Below are 14355 nucleotides of genomic sequence, written 5' to 3'. Positions count from 1 at the left end.
AACCCCGCCCAGGTCCAGAGCCGCGTCGACGCCTACCAGCGCTTCACCCAGATCCTCGGCGTCTCCCCCGGCGCCAACCTCTACTGCTGACCACCGCTGCCAGGACGCACGAAGAAGGGCTTCCGCGGTTTCATCCCGCGGAAGCCCTTCGCACCGTCGGGACGACAGGATTTGAACCTGCGACCCCTTGACCCCCAGTCAAGTGCGCTACCAAGCTGCGCCACGTCCCGGTGCCCCGCTGACCTGGGGTTTCCCCTGGCCGAACGTGCAGGGAAACTCTACCGCACTCGGGTCGGTGGTCGCGCACCCGTTTACGGCCGTGGGACCGGGGCCGCGGGGGCGTCCGCCCGGACCAGGCCGCGTATCGCGCGCACGCAGAGCAGCGAGGCCGCCACGACGAAGCTCATGCCTCCCGCCGCCAGCAGCACGTGTCCGGACCCGAAGGCTCCCGCCGCCGGACCCGCCAGGGACTGGCCGACCGGCATCATCGCCAGGGAGCCCGCCACGTCGTAGGCGTGGATGCGGTTGAGGACGTCCGCCGGGACCTGTGTCTGCACACTCGTCGCCCACATCACGCTCCAGAACGCCATGCCGACGCCGGCCACCGCCGCTCCGGCCGCCATGGCCGCGACGGGCAGACCCGCGCCGACCGTCACCGGGAACGCGGCGAAGGCGAAGACGCCGAAGGCGCCGGCGCGCAGCATGCGGCGCGGACGCAGCCGCAGGGCGAGGAGACCGCCGATCACGGTGCCCGCGCCGAGGGCGGAGTTGACCAGGCCGTAGGAGCGCGCCCCGTGGTGCTGGACGATCTCGGCCGCCACCAGCGGGGTCGTCGGGCCCCACACGGTGATCATGTAGACGCACCAGACGGCGATGACGCCCCACAGCCAGGTGCGGGACCTGAACTCCCGCCAGCCCTCCACCAGATCGGCCCGGAAGGCCCGGCCGCCGGTCAGGACGCGGACGGCGCCGGACCGGATCCGCGGGGGCAGGCGCAGCAGCAGGAGGCAGCCGGCGCTCACGGTGTAGGTGGCGGCGTGGGCGGCGAACACCCCGCCGGGTGAGGCGAATCCGACGAGTACGCCCGCGAGGGCGGGACCGGCGAGCTGGGCCACGGCCTCGGCGATGCGGATGGCGCCGTTCGCGCCCTGGACGTCGACGGCGAGGCGGGGCACGGTACCGGCGACGCCGGGCTGGAACACGGCGCCCGCCACACCGTTGACGAAGCCGATCGCGCAGATCTGCCAGAGCACGACGTGCCCCGAGAAGAACAGCGCGGCGGCCAGGGACTGGGTGACGACGCGGACCAGGTCGGCGCCGATCATCAGCCGGCGGGTGTCGAAGCGGTCGGCGACGACCCCGCCGAAGACGATCAGCCCGGCGAACGCGGCGGACGTCGAGGCCAGGGCGAGACCGACGGCACCGGCGCCGTACCCCTGCTGGAGCAGGCCCGCCGCGAGTGCCACGGGCAGCATGGTGTCACCGAGCTGGGCCACGGCCCGGGCCCCGAAGAACAGGGCGAAGTCCCGTGACCACACCGGCCTCGGCCGGCCCTTGCCCGTCCCCGGCGACGGGTTCCGCGCCCCGTCCCGGGTCCCGCCCGGCGGCGTCCGCGGCGGCGTCCCGCGCATCCCCACGATCCCTCCCCGTCCCTCGCCAGGAGTGCGAGCCGCGGCCCCCTCCGTCCCGGCTCTCCCCTCGCCTCGGGATGATCGCACGCGGGACCGGCGACGCGGCAGGGCGATCTCATTCCCCCAGGGGCGGTCCCAGTTCGGGGTGGGCGTCCAGCAGACGCGTCGGCGCGGCCTGGCGCCAGGAGTCGGCGAGGATGGCGCGCAGTTCGTCCTCGTCGTCGAGGGCGGCGATGCGGGCCCGCACCCAGGCGAACTGGGCCTCGTGGCCGGCGATCCAGAACTTGTCCGGTTCGGCCAGGACCAGTTCGTCGCGCTCCTCCTTCGGGCAGCGCACCGCGAGGGAGGTCTCGTCCTCGGGCAGGGTGGCGAACATCTTGCCCGCGACCCGGAACGTGGGCATGCTCCAGGCGGTCTTCTCCGTCGTGTCCGGGAGGGACAGGGCGATACGGCGTACGTCTTCGGCGTCCGGCATAGGCGGAACCGTAGCGCCCGGCACTGACACTCACCCGGGGGGAGCGGGGACGCCCAGGCGTTTGTAGTAGATCGTCGTCGGGCGCGGCTCTCCCCGCGGGCTCGTCGCGTAGTCGGGGATGACGCCGGCGCGTGTCCAGCCAGCCGAGCCGTACAGGCGTTCGGCGGGACTGCCGGTCTCGGTGTCCAGGTGGAGCAGGGTGATCCCGGCGGCGGCCGCGGCCGTCTCGGCGGTCGTCAGCAGGGTGCGGCCCAGGCCCCGGCCGCGGGCCCGGCGGTGCACCATCAGCTTGACCAGCTCGGCGCGGTGCCGGCTGTTGGCCTTGTCGGCGAAGGCCAGGCTCACCGTCCCGACGGCGTGCGGGCCGTCGTACGCCGCCCACACCGCGAGGTGTCCGCCGTCCACCGCGCCCGCGCGCCCCGTCCACCAGGTCTCTGCGGCGGCGAGGTCCAGGGAGGCGAGGAAGCCGACCGAGGACCCGCCCGCCACGGTGTCCACCAGGAGGGCGGCCAGGTCCCGTGCGCTCGCGCGCAGCCGGGTGCCGTCCAGGCGTGTCACGATCACGGCAGCACCACCGCCAGCAGGTAGCGGACCCCGCCGGGACCCGGGCACCGGAACCGTGCGGCCCCCCACACCCGTGCCCGCAGGCAGTCCCCCGCCTCCAGCCGGTACTCGCTCTCCTGCACGGTCACCTCCAGCACCCCGTCCAGCACCCACAGGTGCTGCTCCAGCCCCGGTACGGGCGGCCGGTCGTAGGCGATGTCGGCGCCCGCGCCGAGCCGTCCCTCCACCAGTTCCGCCCGCAGCCCGGCGTGCGGGGGTGACACGGACCGCCGTACGAAACCGGAGGGGCGGTCCTGCCACACCTGTTGCTCGGCCGCCCGCACCACCGGGGCGGGGGCCGACTCGACCTCGCTGAGCAGGCGGGACATGGTGCGGCCGTACACCTGGCACAGCCGGTTGAGCAGGGCCGCCGTTGGGCTGGTCTCCGCGCGCTCGGCCCGGGAGAGGGTCGAGCGGCTGATCCCGCTGCGGTCCGCCAGTTCGTCCAGGGACCAGCCGCGCTCGGCCCGCAGTTCGGCGAGCCGCGCGGCCAGCCCGGTGCCGACCGCGTCCACGGTCCGGCCGGTCGCCGTCTCTCTCATGTCCGGGACGCTATCCCGCGGATGAGACGGCGGTGTTACGGAAGCCTCACTCCCGCGCCGCCGCGCCGAGCGCGTCGAGGACCGGGCTGATCAGGGGGTGCTCCTCCGCGCCGCGCCGTACGGCGGCGAAGACCCGGCGGGTGGGCGCGACCCCGTCCACGGGGCGGACCACGACCCCGGTCAGGTCCATGCCGCGCAGCGCCGAGCGCGGGACGAGCGCCACTCCGGCGTCGGCCGAGGCGAGGGCGACGACCGCGCGGAAGTCGTCGGAGGAGTGGTCGAGGCGGGGCTGGAACCCGGCGCTCTCGCAGGCCAGCACCACCACGTCGTGGCAGGGGTTGCCGGGGTACGGGCCGATCCAGGTGTCCTTGGCCAGCTCCGCGAGCGGGACGACCTCGGCGCCGGCCAGCCGGTGGCCGACCGGGACGACCGCGTCGAAGGGCTCCGCGTACAGCGGCACATGGGCCAGCCGGGGGTCGTCGGCCGGCGCTCCCCGGTACTCGACGGCCACGGCGACGTCGATCTGGCGGTCCAGCAGCATCGGCAGGCTGGCGTCGCCCTCCGCGTCCAGGACCCGCAGGCGGATACCGGGGGACGTCCGGGCGAGGTGGGCCGCGGCGGGCGCGACGACGAGGGCGATGCCGGTGGCGAAGGAGGCGACGGTGACCGTGCCGGCCGCGCCCGAGCTGTAGGCCGCGAGCTCCGCCTCGGCCCGCTCCAGCTGGGCGAGGACGGCGTTGGTGTGGCTGAGCAGGATCTCGCCGGCCGGGGTCAGCCGTACGCCCTTGGCGCCGCGCTCCACCAGGCGGTGGCCCGTCTCCTGCTCCAGGGCCGTGAGCTGCTGGGACACCGCCGACGGGGTGAGGTAGAGCGCGGCGGCCGCCGCGGTCACGGTGCGGTGGTCGGCCACCGCACGGAGGATGTGGAGCCGCCGCGCTTCGATCATGGGATCGATTATCGCAAGACGCCGGACGCGGGCCGGCCGGACAGGACGTCGGCCGGACCGGACGTCGGCCGGTCCGCGCCCGGCGTCGTCGTCCGGCCTCAGCCCTCCAGTTCCGCGCGCGCGGAGACGAAGGCGTCGACGGCGCGGTTCACGTCGTCCGTCGAGTGCGCGGCGGACAGCTGGACGCGGATCCGGGCCTGCCCCTGCGGCACGACCGGGTACGAGAAGCCGATCACGTAGACGCCGCGCTCCAGCAGCAGCTCCGCCAGCCGGCCGGCCTTCGACGCGTCGCCGATCATCACGGGCGCGATGGCGTGGTCGCCGGGGAGGATCTCGAAGCCCTCCTCGCTCATCCTGCGGCGGAACAGCGCGGTGTTCTCGGCGAGCCGGACCCGCAGGTCGTCCGCGGACTCCAGCAGGTCCAGGACCTTCAGCGAGGCCGCGGCGATCACCGGGGCGAGGGTGTTGGAGAACAGGTACGGCCGGGAGCGCTGGCGCAGCAGGGCGACGATCTCGGCGCGGGCCGCCACATAGCCGCCGGACGCGCCGCCGAGGGCCTTGCCGAGGGTGCCGGTGACGATGTCGACGCGGTCCATGACGCCGTGCAGCTCGGGGGTGCCCCGGCCGCCGGGGCCGACGAAGCCGACGGCGTGCGAGTCGTCGACCATGACCATGGCGTCGTAGCGGTCGGCGAGGTCGCAGATCTCGCGCAGCGGCGCCACATAGCCGTCCATCGAGAACACGCCGTCGGTGACGATCAGCCGGCGGCGCGCGTCGGACGCGTCCTTCAGCTGGGCTTCCAGGTCCGCCAGGTCGCGGTTGGCGTAGCGGAGGCGGCGGGCCTTGGACAGGCGGATGCCGTCGATGATGGAGGCGTGGTTGAGGGCGTCGGAGATCACCGCGTCCTCCGGGCCGAGCAGGGTCTCGAAGACACCGCCGTTGGCGTCGAAGCAGGAGGAGTACAGGATCGTGTCCTCCTGGCCGAGGAACGCCGACAGCCTGGCCTCCAGCTGCTTGTGCACCTCCTGCGTGCCGCAGATGAAGCGGACCGAGGCCATGCCGTAGCCCCAGCGGTCCAGCGCCTCGTGGGCGGCGGCGATCACGTCGGGGTGATCGGCGAGGCCGAGGTAGTTGTTGGCGCAGAAGTTGAGGACCTCGCCGGGGCGGCCGCCCGCGGTGACGTCGACGGTCGCGGACTGCGGAGTGCCGATCACCCGCTCCGGCTTGTGCAGGCCGGCGGCGCGGATCTCGTCGAGGGTGGCGCGCAGGTCGTCGCGCACGGAGTCGAACATCTCAAAGCTCCCAGGGATGCAGGTGGCTGACGCGTGACGTACGCGGTGGCTACGCGGTCCAGTCGAGGATGACCTTGCCGCCGCGGCCGCTCGCCGCGTCGGCGAACGCCGCCTCGAAGTCCCGGTAGCCGTAGCGGCCGGTGATGACAGGCGCGAGGTCGAGGCCGCCTTCGAGCAGCACGGACATCGCGTACCAGGTCTCGAACATCTCCCGGCCGTAGATGCCCTTGAGGGTGATCATCGAGGTGACGATCCGGGACCAGTCGACGGGGAACTCCTCGGCGGGCAGGCCGAGCATGGCGATCCGGCCGCCGTGCGTCATGTTGGCGATCATGTCGCGCAGGGCCTCGGGGCGGCCGGACATCTCCAGGCCGATGTCGAAGCCCTCCCGCAGACCGAGCGCGCGCTGCCCTTCGGCGATGCCCGCCTCGGACACGTTCAGCGCCAGGGTCGCACCGATCTTGCGGGCGAGGTCCAGCCGCTCCTCGCTGACGTCGGTGACGACGACGTGGCGCGCACCCGCGTGCCGGGCGACGGCCGCCGCCATCAGGCCGATCGGTCCCGCGCCGGTGATCAGGACGTCCTCACCGACCAGCGGGAACGACAGCGCGGTGTGCACGGCGTTGCCGAACGGGTCGAAGATCGCGGCCACGTCCAGGTCGACGGGGACCCGGTGCACCCACACGTTGGTGGCGGGCAGGGCGACGTACTCCGCGAAGGCGCCGTCGCGTCCGACGCCGAGGCCGACCGTGGCCCGGCACAGATGACGGCGGCCGGCCAGGCAGTTGCGGCACTTGCCGCACACCAGGTGGCCCTCGCCGCTGACCCGGTCGCCGGGCTTGATGTCGGCGACGTCCCGGCCGGTCCCCACGACCTCGCCGACGAACTCGTGGCCGACGACGAGGGGGGTGCGGATCGATTGCCGCGCCCAGCCGTCCCAGGAGCGGATGTGCAGGTCGGTGCCGCAGATGCCGGTGCGCAGCACCTTGATCAGTACGTCGCCGGGCCCGATGGAGGGCTCCGGGACGTCCGCGAGCCAGAGTCCGGGCTCCGCCTTCTCCTTGACCAGCGCCTTCACGCTACGGCTCCTGAGGGTGAGTCCCGGACGCGGGCATGCCGAGAAGGCCCGGGCCCGGGAAGAGGGGTGGAATCGCGTAGCAATCTGCCGCACCGCGGCGCGCCGGTCCATCGAGGATTTCTTAAGCGGCGCCACAGCTCTTCTTCACACCCGCCGGGGGTGCGGCACAGCCTGTGCCGCACCCCCGCGGAGGACGTGCCTACCGGCCCAGGCGGGAGACCTGGTAGTGCGCGAGGGCCCAGCCGTCCTCCTGCCGCCGGGCGAGGACGGCGAGCTTGACGGCGACCGGATCGCGGTCGGTGAACGTGAACGCGACGTCCAGGTATCCGAGCACCAGGTCGTCCGCGTACCGCCGGGTCTCCAGGATCCGGTAGCCGGCCCGCATCCCCGGGGGCTGGGCGGCGTAGTACGCGGCCACGGCGTCCCGGCCCACCCCGTAGGGGTGCAGTCCCTGGAAGAGGGCGTCCTCGGTGAAGACGGCGGCCACGTCCTGTGGCCGGTGGGCGTCCACGGCCGTCCGCCAGCGCTCCAGCACCTCGCGCAGGACGGTCTCGTCATCGGTGGTGGCGCTCATGGCCCCCTCCTTTCCCGGTATGCCGTCCGCCGTTCAGTGGCCGGCGCTCATACCGCCGTCGACGTGCAGGATCTCGCCGGTGACGAACGGCGCCGACTCCAGGTAGAGCACGGCGTCGACGACGTCGCCCATCTCGCCCATCCGCCCGACCGGGTGGAGGGCGGAGAGGAACTCGTGCGTCTCCTCCGGGTGCATCGGCGTCTTGATGGTGCCGGGCGACACGGCGTTGACGCGGATGCCGCGGGTCGCGTACTCCACGGCGAGGGACTTGGTCGCGGCCTGGATGCCGCCCTTGCTCAGGGAGGCCAGGACGGACGGGACGCGGGAGTCGGCGTTGTCCACCAGGCTGGTGGTGATGCTGACGATGTGCCCGCCGCCCTGGGCCAGCAGGTGCGGCACGGCCCGCTGGGTGAGGTGGAAGACACCGTCCAGGTTGATCCCGGTCACGGCTGCGTAGTCCTCGGCGGTGTAGTCCGTGAACGGCTTGGCGACGAAGATGCCCGCGTTGTTGACCACGGTGTCGATCCGGCCGAACCGCTCGAGGGCGGCGGTGACGACCCGGTCCGCCGTGGCCGGGTCGGCGATGTCGCCCCGCACGGTCAGGATGCCGGGGTCATCGGCCGGGCCGATGGTGCGCGAGGTCGCGACGACCGCGTACCCGAGCTTGCGGTAGCCCTCGACGACGGCGGCCCCGATGCCCTGCGAGGCGCCGGTGACGATCGCGACCTTCTGGTTGCCTGCGCTCATGATGTCGAACCTCCTGATGGATGACCGGACTAGCCGACCGGTCGACTATGTGGAAGGTAAGGCGGGCGCCCGGCTGCGGTCAAAGGATCGTGGGCCCTTTCGCGGAACCCGTTTCCTCCTGCCTGGGAGGCTCAGGCTCCCAGTGCGGGCCGGCCGGGGAGCGCGTGCGGATCGTTGCCCGGGAGCCAGGCGTCCGGCGCGTGGACGCCGAGGTCCCCGACGTCCTCGCTCAGGGCGTCCACCACGCCCAGCACACCGGCACGGGCCTCGCTCGCCCGCCACACCAGGGACCACGTCCAGTAGACCTTCGGCCCGGCGACCTCCCGGCGGACCAGGTCGGGCGGCAGTGGACTGGTCTGCCCCTTGGGCGAGTTCAGCACGGGCCGTGTGCAGCGGCGTACGTGGTCGAAGAACGCGGGTCCGGTGATCGCCCCGTCCGAGATGCGCACCGCGCGGGCCCCGAGGTCCTCGGTCAGCCGCTCGGCGTACGCGTTCCACGACGCCCACGAGGTGAGGTCGTCGTCGATGAGGACGTCCGTGTCCCCCGCCGCCACCTCGCCGATGTCCGTCCCTTTGGCGACGGCGTACAGACGGTCGGCCCCGAGGAGCCGGGCCCGCAGCCCCAGCCGTTCCAGGTCCTCGGCCGGCACCCAGCACACCGCGAGGTCGAGGCTGCCGTCGGCCACCCGGGCCGCCTGCGTGTGCGAGGGCGCCACCCATGCGTCGATGTGCAGCCGGGCGACCGCGGCGGTGCGCGTGGTCAGGTCCGCGGGGAGCCAGTTGACGTACCCGAGCCGGACCGACTCCGAGCCCGACAGCCGGCCGGCCCGGCGCCTGAGCTCGTCCGCGCGCTCCAGCAGGTCACGGGTGGCGGGCAGCAGCGCGGCACCCGCGGGCGTGAGGGAGACCGAGCGCCGGTCACGGTCGAACAGGCGCACCCCGAGGTCCCGTTCGAGCGCCTTGATCTGCTGCGAGAGGGACGGCCCCGCGATCAGCAGACGCTCGGCGGCCCGCCCGAAGTTCAGTTCCTCGGCGACGGCGACGAAGTACCGCAGTTGACGCAGCTCCACGCCGGTCATGCTACGCGGACCGGGAGGCCGCGCCTCCCAGCGGCGAGGACGCCGGTCGTGGCGGTGAAGACGACCCGGGCACCCGGTGACGGCCCGCGCCGTGCCGCGGATCGGTCCGTCGCGGCCCATGGTCGTAGAAGGCCCCGCTGTCGCCCGATCCCGGCGACAATCGACGCAGGACACCCGACCGCCGGTGCCGGGCACCCGCCCGCGCACCCCGGCCGGCCGACCGACCGGGAGCCGCTCATGAACACCGCACGGGACCTCGCGATCGTCGCCCTGGACCTGGCGCAGGACCACCGCGTGGAGCAGGGCGAGCTGTCCCTGGCGCTGGCGGCGGCCGAGGTGTTCGACCTCCTCGACGCGGGGGCCCTGACCCTCGCCGAGGACCGGATCGTCCCGAACGCGCAGGCCCCCACGGGTGACCGGCTGCTGGACGAGGCGGCCTCCTCGCTCATACGGCAGGAACCGTACGAGTCGGTCGAGGACTGGCTGTGGCGGCGCGGGCGCGGGCTGTCCGCCGCGTACGTCGAGGACCTGGAGCAGACGGGGGCCACGTCCCGGTCGCGGGGATTCCGTCTTTCGCTGCGCGCCGCGCGGACGGTGCCGGTCGACTCGGCCGCCCGGCAGCGGGCCGAGGAGCGCTGGACGTCGCGCGAGCCGCTGCTCACCGCCCTGGGCGCCGCCGCCGGGGTCGGCACCGAACCGATGGCGGGCGGGACGGAGGCACCGGACGACGGGGAGGGGTCGAAGGGCTCGGAGAGCACGGACGCTCTCGCCGACGACACCTCCGCGACCGTGCTGGCCGCGCTCGGCGACGCGGTGATGGAACTGGAGGCCGTGCGCCAGCGGCGGGCGATCGAGGACTCCGCCTTCGACAACGTGTGGCGGGGCTTCTAGGGCCTTTCGTTTGGATCAGCCCGGCTGTGGCCGACGGGACATGGTGACGTGCCCGCGCGTGCCAGACCCCGCGACGCCGGGATGATCCGAACGAAAGGCCCCAGCTCGGCTCACAGCAGGGGCAGCCCGTCCGCCTGCCGTCGCTCCAGCCGGGCCACCAGGTCCACCGCCGACGCCTTGATGGTCTCCAGCCCGGCCTTCCCCCACGGCCGCGGTTCCATGTCGACGACGCACACGGTGCCGAGCACCATGCCGGTGGAGTCGATCAGCGGGGCCCCCAGGTACGAGCGGACACCGAACTCGTCGACGATCGGGTTCCCGGCGAACCGGGGGTAGTCGCGGACGTCCTCCAGCACCAGCGCCTTGCGGCGGACGACCACATGGGGGCAGAACCCATGGTCGCGCCCCATACGCCGACCGAGTTGCGGCTTGCTGTCACCGGCCCGCGCGAGACTCACGGCGGGCCGCACATGCAGTCCGGCGAGGAACTGCTGGCTCTGCCCCACGAAGTTCACCATGGCGTACGGCGCCCCGGTGAGCTCGGCGAGATGGTCCGCGAACACGTCCAGGGCCGGGTCGGGATGCTCCCCGAGGCCCATGTCGAGCAACCGCTGTGCGCGGGCGGGGGCCTCCTTGTCCTCCGGGGTGAGCAGGAGACGGGCGACCGGGTGCGGTGGGCCGTAGCTCATGGGCGGATTCCGTCGCTGTGGACGCGGGTCATATGCGGCTCCGTGCGGGTGTGTGCGGATGTCACCTGTGGGCGCCGTGGCTCGGTGCGTGGGCCGGCGCGTGGGCGAGGAGGTGCCGGACCAGGGTGAGCAGGGTCTGGACGCCCGAACTGGAGATCCGGGCGTCGCAGCGGACGACCGGGATCTCCGGGTCGAGGTCGATGGCGGCCCGGACCTCCTCGGGGTCGTACCGGTAGCCGCCGTCGAACTCGTTGACGGCGACGATGAATCCGAGGCCCCGCTGCTCGAAGAAGTCCACGGCGGCGAAGCAGTCCTCCAGGCGCCGGGTGTCGGCGAGGATGACCGCGCCGAGCGCGCCCTCGGAGAGCTCGTCCCACATGAACCAGAAGCGCTCCTGTCCGGGGGTGCCGAAGAGGTACAGGACGTGTTCCGGGTCGAGGGTGATGCGGCCGAAGTCCATGGCGACCGTCGTCTCGACCTTGTTCTCCACGCCCTCCAGGTTGTCGGTCGCGGCACTGACGGTGGTGAGCAGCTCCTCTGTGCTGAGCGGCGCGATCTCGCTCACCGCGCCGACGAAGGTGGTCTTGCCTACCCCGAACCCTCCCGCCACCAGGATTTTCAACGCGGTGGGGAACGGATCAGAGCTGTCGTCGTAGTCCATCGAGCACTGCCTCCAGAAGAGCCCGGTCTGTCGGGTTGTGGTGGAACTCGGGGGGCTTGGTGGTGAGCGCCCCGCAGTCGACGAGGTCCGACAGCAGCACCTTGGTGACCGCCGCCGGCAGCTTCAGGTGGGCGGCGACCTCGGCGATCGAGACCGGGGCGCGGCACAGGTCGAGGGCCTGTTCGTGCTCGGGGCCCAGATAGCCGAGGGGGGTCGCCCCGGTGGCCATGACCTGTGACATGAGATCGAGCGCGACGGTGGGCCGGGTGCGGCCGTTGCTGACCGTGAAGGGGCGCACCAGCCGTCCGGCCGCGTCGTCGAGCCAGGGCCCGTCGCCGGCCGCCGTCACGTTCAAGGCCTCAGCGCCGAGGGGTCGACGGGGTGCTGCCGGGGCGCGGTGACCAGGTACGGGCGGACGCTCTTGACGAGCATCGCCATCTCGTAGCCCAGCACCGCCGCGTCGGCCTCCCGGCCGGCCAGGACCGCGAGACAGGTGCCGGACCCGGCCGTGGTGACGAACAGCAGGGCGGAGTCGAGCTCGACGACGACCTGGCGCACGTCGCCGCCGTCCCCGAAGCGGACGCCGGCGCTGCGGCCGAGGGAGTACAGACCGGAGGCGAGGGCCGCCATGTGGTCGGCGCTGTCGGGGTCGAGCCCGTGGACCGACTTCACGAGCCCGTCGCAGGACAGGAGGACCGCGCTGGTGGTGTGCGGCACGCGCTGCACGAGGCCGCTCATCAGCCAGTCGAGGTCGGACACATGGGCGGTCGGCGCTTCGCTCGCCATGATGGATCGACTCCTTGAGGTACGTAGGTCTGCGGGAGCGCTGGGCGCGGGGGTGGGAATCCGGGCGGACGCCGAGTGGGGCGGGGACGTGGTCATCCGGCCGGTGCGCTCCCGTCGGGCCAAGTGGGCTGGTCGGTACCGGACGGCTGTCCGGGGTCGGTCTCGGCCGTCGGGGCCGGGCCGGTGGGTGACGTGCCCGCGTCCATGGAGGGTGGGCCCATGGGCGAGGCACCCATGGGTGGGACGCCCATGGGCGAGTTGTCCAGGGAGGAGGCGCCCAGGGTGGACGCGTTCCGGGGGGACGTCTCGGTGGGGGACGCGTCCATGGGTGTCTCCTCCATGGACGGCAGGCCGGTCATCTGGGGCACGTCTGTGTGCCGCGCATCCAGCGATGTCAGGCGGACGGAGGGGGAGGTGTCCCCGTGCCCTGCCTGACCGTGTGCCGCCTCCATGGGGGGCGGGGTTGTGTGCCCTGAACCCATGTGGACCACGGGGAGGTGGTGGCTTGTGTCCATATGGGCCGCGGACGTGTGCGTCGACTCCATGTGCTGCTGGGTCTCGGCGAGTCCGATGCCGCGCTGGAAGGCCGCCATGAGTCCCGGGTCGTGCCCGGCGACCTGGTCGGACTCCTGGCGTGCCACCGGGCCGTCCCGCAGTTGCGGCGCGATGTGCTCCTGGGCGCGGCGCCGGGGCAGTTGGGGTCTGCCCATGGTGCCGCGGACGGCGCCGCTGCGTGGTGTCAGCGGTCCGACGCCGTTCTCGGCGAGCTGGCGGCGGTCGTCGGCGCTGATGCCGGGCACCGCCTCCGCCGGGTTGGCCCGCCCCTGGTGGGCGCCGCGCACGGGCAGCGGCGGTCCCTCGCCCTGGGCCGGTGCCGGGACGGTGCCCCGCGTGTTGGTGCGCGGGCGCGCCTGGTGGGACGCCGTCCGGCCGGGCTCGGACGCGCCCCGGGCGCCGTCCGTGGCCGTTTCCGGGTCGGGCCGCCGGTGCTGAGGTGGCCTCGCCGCCGTCTGCCGTACGCCCGGCCGCGGTGGCGGCGGCACCGGTGCGACGGGACCGGCGGGCCGGCCCCCCGATGCCTCCGCGGTCCGGGGTTCCTGGGCCCTGGGCGCCCCGGCGGGGGCACCGGGCCCCGCGCCCAGCAGCCCCTGCGGGACGACGAGGACGGCCTGGACGCCGCCGTAGATGTTGGTCTGCAGGCGCACATGGATGCCGTGCCGCTTGGCGAGCTGCGAGACGACGAACAGGCCGATGCGCCCGTCCGACAGGAGGCTGGCGACGTTGACCTGGTCGGGGTCGGCGAGCAGCGCGTTCATACGGGCCTGTTCGCCGACGGGCATGCCGAGCCCGCGGTCCTCGACCTCGACGGCCAGTCCGGACGTCACCAGGTTGGCCCGCAGCAGCACCTGGGTGTGCGGGGCGGAGAACACCGTGGCGTTCTCGACCAGTTCGGCCAGGAGGTGGATGACGTCGGCGACCGCGTGGCCGCGCAGGGTGCCGTCGATCGGCGGCACCAGCTTGACCCGGGAGTACTGCTCGACCTCGGCGATGGCCGAGCGCAGCACCTCGGTCATCGGGACGGGGTTGCTCCACTGCCGCCGGGAGACGGCGCCGCCGAGCACGGCGAGGTTCTCGGCGTGCCGCCGGATGCGGGTCGCGAGGTGGTCGACGTGGAAGAGCCCCTTGAGGAGGTCCGGGTCCTCCATCTCGTTCTCGAGCTCGTCGAGAATGGAGATCTCCCGGTGCACGAGGGACTGCAGGCGCCGGGCGAGGTTGACGAAGACCTCCAGCTTCTGATCGCTGCCGGCCTGGCTGGACAGCTGGGCGGCCTGCACGACGGCGCGGACCGCTCCGTCGTGGGCGCGGGCCAGGTCGGCGGCGAGGAGGTCGAAGTCGTCGGCGTCGTCGGGCGGTCCGTTGCGGGGTGTGCGCTTCGGCGGGCCGTCGCCGCGCCGCAACGCCTCGACGAGGGAGCGCAGTTCGGCCTCGCCCCGGGCGCTGGCGCGGCGCAGGGCGCCGATCCGCCGGCTCACGGTCCGGGCGGCGCGGTCGGCGGCGACGGCGGCGATGGCGATGCCCGCGAGGGTCACCGAGAGCGCGCCGGCCAAGACGACCCACAGGACCGGGTTCGGCCGTGCTCCGGTGGAGCGCACGACGAACAGCACCGCGGCGCTGGCGCTCAGGGACACCGCCACGGGCGGCAGGACGGCCAGGCGGAGCAGTTGGGGCCGTATCTGGGTCTCGGGCAGCGCGGGTGCGGTACGGGCGGCGGGGCGCCCGTGCCTCCCGCCCTCACGGCGGTCAGCGCGTGGGGCCGGGGCGCGGAGTTGAGACATCGGGGTCCTCGTACTGGTCCGTCGG

Annotated in this window: 16 protein-coding genes, 1 tRNA gene and 1 pseudogene; 2 read left to right on the top strand and 16 right to left on the bottom strand. The window is 73.5% G+C overall.

From position 1 onward, the window contains the following. Positions 1-90 (top strand): annotated as a pseudogene (locus ABZ899_RS34085) (chitinase); the annotation flags it as partial. Positions 91-156: 66 nt separating this feature from the next. On the opposite strand, the gene ABZ899_RS34080 reads toward ABZ899_RS34085, so the two are convergent. The 11 genes from ABZ899_RS34080 to ABZ899_RS34030 form a co-directional block, all read right to left on the bottom strand. Continuing rightward, positions 157-230, bottom strand: a tRNA-Pro gene (locus ABZ899_RS34080). Between the two features lie 81 nt (positions 231-311). Next, complete coding sequence (locus tag ABZ899_RS34075) at positions 312-1631, bottom strand: MFS transporter (RefSeq protein ID WP_361354057.1); 1320 nt, start codon at positions 1629-1631, stop codon at positions 312-314. A gap of 115 nt (positions 1632-1746) precedes the next feature. Further along, positions 1747-2106 (bottom strand): MmcQ/YjbR family DNA-binding protein, encoded by a 360-nt coding sequence (locus ABZ899_RS34070; protein WP_361354054.1) that lies wholly within the window; start codon positions 2104-2106, stop codon positions 1747-1749. 30 nt (positions 2107-2136) lie between these two features. Then, positions 2137-2670 carry a GNAT family N-acetyltransferase gene (locus ABZ899_RS34065; RefSeq protein ID WP_361354051.1) on the bottom strand — a complete coding sequence of 178 codons (534 nt, stop codon included), beginning with the start codon at positions 2668-2670 and terminating at the stop codon, positions 2137-2139. Further along, positions 2667-3251, bottom strand: coding sequence for an XRE family transcriptional regulator (locus tag ABZ899_RS34060; RefSeq protein WP_361354049.1), 585 nt, complete (start codon positions 3249-3251; stop codon positions 2667-2669). Before ABZ899_RS34060 ends, ABZ899_RS34065 begins: the two co-directional genes overlap by 4 nt. 46 nt (positions 3252-3297) lie before the next feature. Then, on the bottom strand, positions 3298-4197 hold the full coding sequence (locus ABZ899_RS34055; RefSeq protein WP_361354046.1) for a LysR substrate-binding domain-containing protein: 900 nt from the start codon (positions 4195-4197) through the stop codon (positions 3298-3300). Positions 4198-4295: 98 nt separating this feature from the next. Then, positions 4296-5489: a glycine C-acetyltransferase gene (locus tag ABZ899_RS34050; protein WP_361354043.1), complete on the bottom strand. Its 1194-nt coding sequence runs from the start codon at positions 5487-5489 to the stop codon at positions 4296-4298. 49 nt (positions 5490-5538) lie between these two features. After that, positions 5539-6567 (bottom strand): L-threonine 3-dehydrogenase, encoded by a 1029-nt coding sequence (tdh, locus tag ABZ899_RS34045; RefSeq protein ID WP_361354040.1) that lies wholly within the window; start codon positions 6565-6567, stop codon positions 5539-5541. 199 nt (positions 6568-6766) lie between these two features. After that, positions 6767-7141 carry an SgcJ/EcaC family oxidoreductase gene (locus ABZ899_RS34040; protein ID WP_361354037.1) on the bottom strand — a complete coding sequence of 125 codons (375 nt, stop codon included), beginning with the start codon at positions 7139-7141 and terminating at the stop codon, positions 6767-6769. Between the two features lie 33 nt (positions 7142-7174). Further along, positions 7175-7888, bottom strand: coding sequence for an SDR family oxidoreductase (locus ABZ899_RS34035; RefSeq protein ID WP_361354034.1), 714 nt, complete (start codon positions 7886-7888; stop codon positions 7175-7177). Between the two features lie 131 nt (positions 7889-8019). After that, positions 8020-8967, bottom strand: a complete 948-nt coding sequence (locus tag ABZ899_RS34030) for a LysR family transcriptional regulator (RefSeq protein ID WP_361354031.1) — start codon at positions 8965-8967, stop codon at positions 8020-8022. Positions 8968-9204: 237 nt separating this feature from the next. Here ABZ899_RS34030 and ABZ899_RS34025 point away from each other — a divergent pair, with 237 nt between their 5' ends. Then, positions 9205-9858, top strand: a complete 654-nt coding sequence (locus tag ABZ899_RS34025) for a GPP34 family phosphoprotein (protein ID WP_361354028.1) — start codon at positions 9205-9207, stop codon at positions 9856-9858. A gap of 110 nt (positions 9859-9968) precedes the next feature. Here the strand turns inward: ABZ899_RS34025 and ABZ899_RS34020 are convergent, their stop codons facing one another. The 5 genes from ABZ899_RS34020 to ABZ899_RS34000 all read right to left on the bottom strand — a co-directional run bounded on the left by ABZ899_RS34020 (position 9969) and on the right by ABZ899_RS34000 (position 14330). Continuing rightward, positions 9969-10547: a GAF domain-containing protein gene (locus ABZ899_RS34020; protein ID WP_361354025.1), complete on the bottom strand. Its 579-nt coding sequence runs from the start codon at positions 10545-10547 to the stop codon at positions 9969-9971. Positions 10548-10608: 61 nt separating this feature from the next. Continuing rightward, the gene (locus ABZ899_RS34015; protein ID WP_361354022.1) at positions 10609-11208 is read right to left on the bottom strand and encodes an ATP/GTP-binding protein; all 600 of its coding nucleotides are present in this window, start codon (positions 11206-11208) and stop codon (positions 10609-10611) included. Next, positions 11186-11557, bottom strand: a complete 372-nt coding sequence (locus ABZ899_RS34010; RefSeq protein ID WP_055619132.1) for a DUF742 domain-containing protein — start codon at positions 11555-11557, stop codon at positions 11186-11188. Before ABZ899_RS34010 ends, ABZ899_RS34015 begins: the two co-directional genes overlap by 23 nt. A 2-nt stretch (positions 11558-11559) precedes the next feature. Next, positions 11560-11994 (bottom strand): roadblock/LC7 domain-containing protein, encoded by a 435-nt coding sequence (locus tag ABZ899_RS34005; protein WP_361354019.1) that lies wholly within the window; start codon positions 11992-11994, stop codon positions 11560-11562. A 92-nt stretch (positions 11995-12086) separates the two neighbouring features. Beyond that, positions 12087-14330, bottom strand: a complete 2244-nt coding sequence (locus ABZ899_RS34000) for an ATP-binding protein (RefSeq protein WP_361354016.1) — start codon at positions 14328-14330, stop codon at positions 12087-12089. Between the last annotated feature and the right edge of the window lie 25 nt (positions 14331-14355).

Source organism: Streptomyces sp. NPDC046859 (genome assembly GCF_040645135.1).
In the GTDB taxonomy this organism is placed as follows: Bacteria; Actinomycetota; Actinomycetes; order Streptomycetales; family Streptomycetaceae; genus Streptomyces.
The sequence above is the reverse complement of the archived record's forward strand: the minus strand, read 5'-3'. Positions and strand labels throughout refer to the sequence as shown.

Bases quoted from the DNA above. Each gene is read 5' to 3' on its own strand.
- ABZ899_RS34005 (WP_361354019.1), bottom strand. From the start codon at position 11,994: ATGGCGAGCGAAGCGCCGACCGCCCATGTGTCCGACCTCGACTGGCTG.
- ABZ899_RS34025 (WP_361354028.1), top strand. From the start codon at position 9,205: ATGAACACCGCACGGGACCTCGCGATCGTCGCCCTGGACCTGGCGCAG.
- ABZ899_RS34055 (WP_361354046.1), bottom strand. From the start codon at position 4,197: ATGATCGAAGCGCGGCGGCTCCACATCCTCCGTGCGGTGGCCGACCAC.
- ABZ899_RS34030 (WP_361354031.1), bottom strand. From the start codon at position 8,967: ATGACCGGCGTGGAGCTGCGTCAACTGCGGTACTTCGTCGCCGTCGCC.
- ABZ899_RS34070 (WP_361354054.1), bottom strand. From the start codon at position 2,106: ATGCCGGACGCCGAAGACGTACGCCGTATCGCCCTGTCCCTCCCGGAC.
- ABZ899_RS34060 (WP_361354049.1), bottom strand. From the start codon at position 3,251: ATGAGAGAGACGGCGACCGGCCGGACCGTGGACGCGGTCGGCACCGGG.
- ABZ899_RS34020 (WP_361354025.1), bottom strand. From the start codon at position 10,547: ATGAGCTACGGCCCACCGCACCCGGTCGCCCGTCTCCTGCTCACCCCG.
- ABZ899_RS34050 (WP_361354043.1), bottom strand. From the start codon at position 5,489: ATGTTCGACTCCGTGCGCGACGACCTGCGCGCCACCCTCGACGAGATC.
- ABZ899_RS34040 (WP_361354037.1), bottom strand. From the start codon at position 7,141: ATGAGCGCCACCACCGATGACGAGACCGTCCTGCGCGAGGTGCTGGAG.
- ABZ899_RS34075 (WP_361354057.1), bottom strand. From the start codon at position 1,631: ATGCGCGGGACGCCGCCGCGGACGCCGCCGGGCGGGACCCGGGACGGG.
- ABZ899_RS34035 (WP_361354034.1), bottom strand. From the start codon at position 7,888: ATGAGCGCAGGCAACCAGAAGGTCGCGATCGTCACCGGCGCCTCGCAG.
- ABZ899_RS34000 (WP_361354016.1), bottom strand. From the start codon at position 14,330: ATGTCTCAACTCCGCGCCCCGGCCCCACGCGCTGACCGCCGTGAGGGC.
- ABZ899_RS34015 (WP_361354022.1), bottom strand. From the start codon at position 11,208: ATGGACTACGACGACAGCTCTGATCCGTTCCCCACCGCGTTGAAAATC.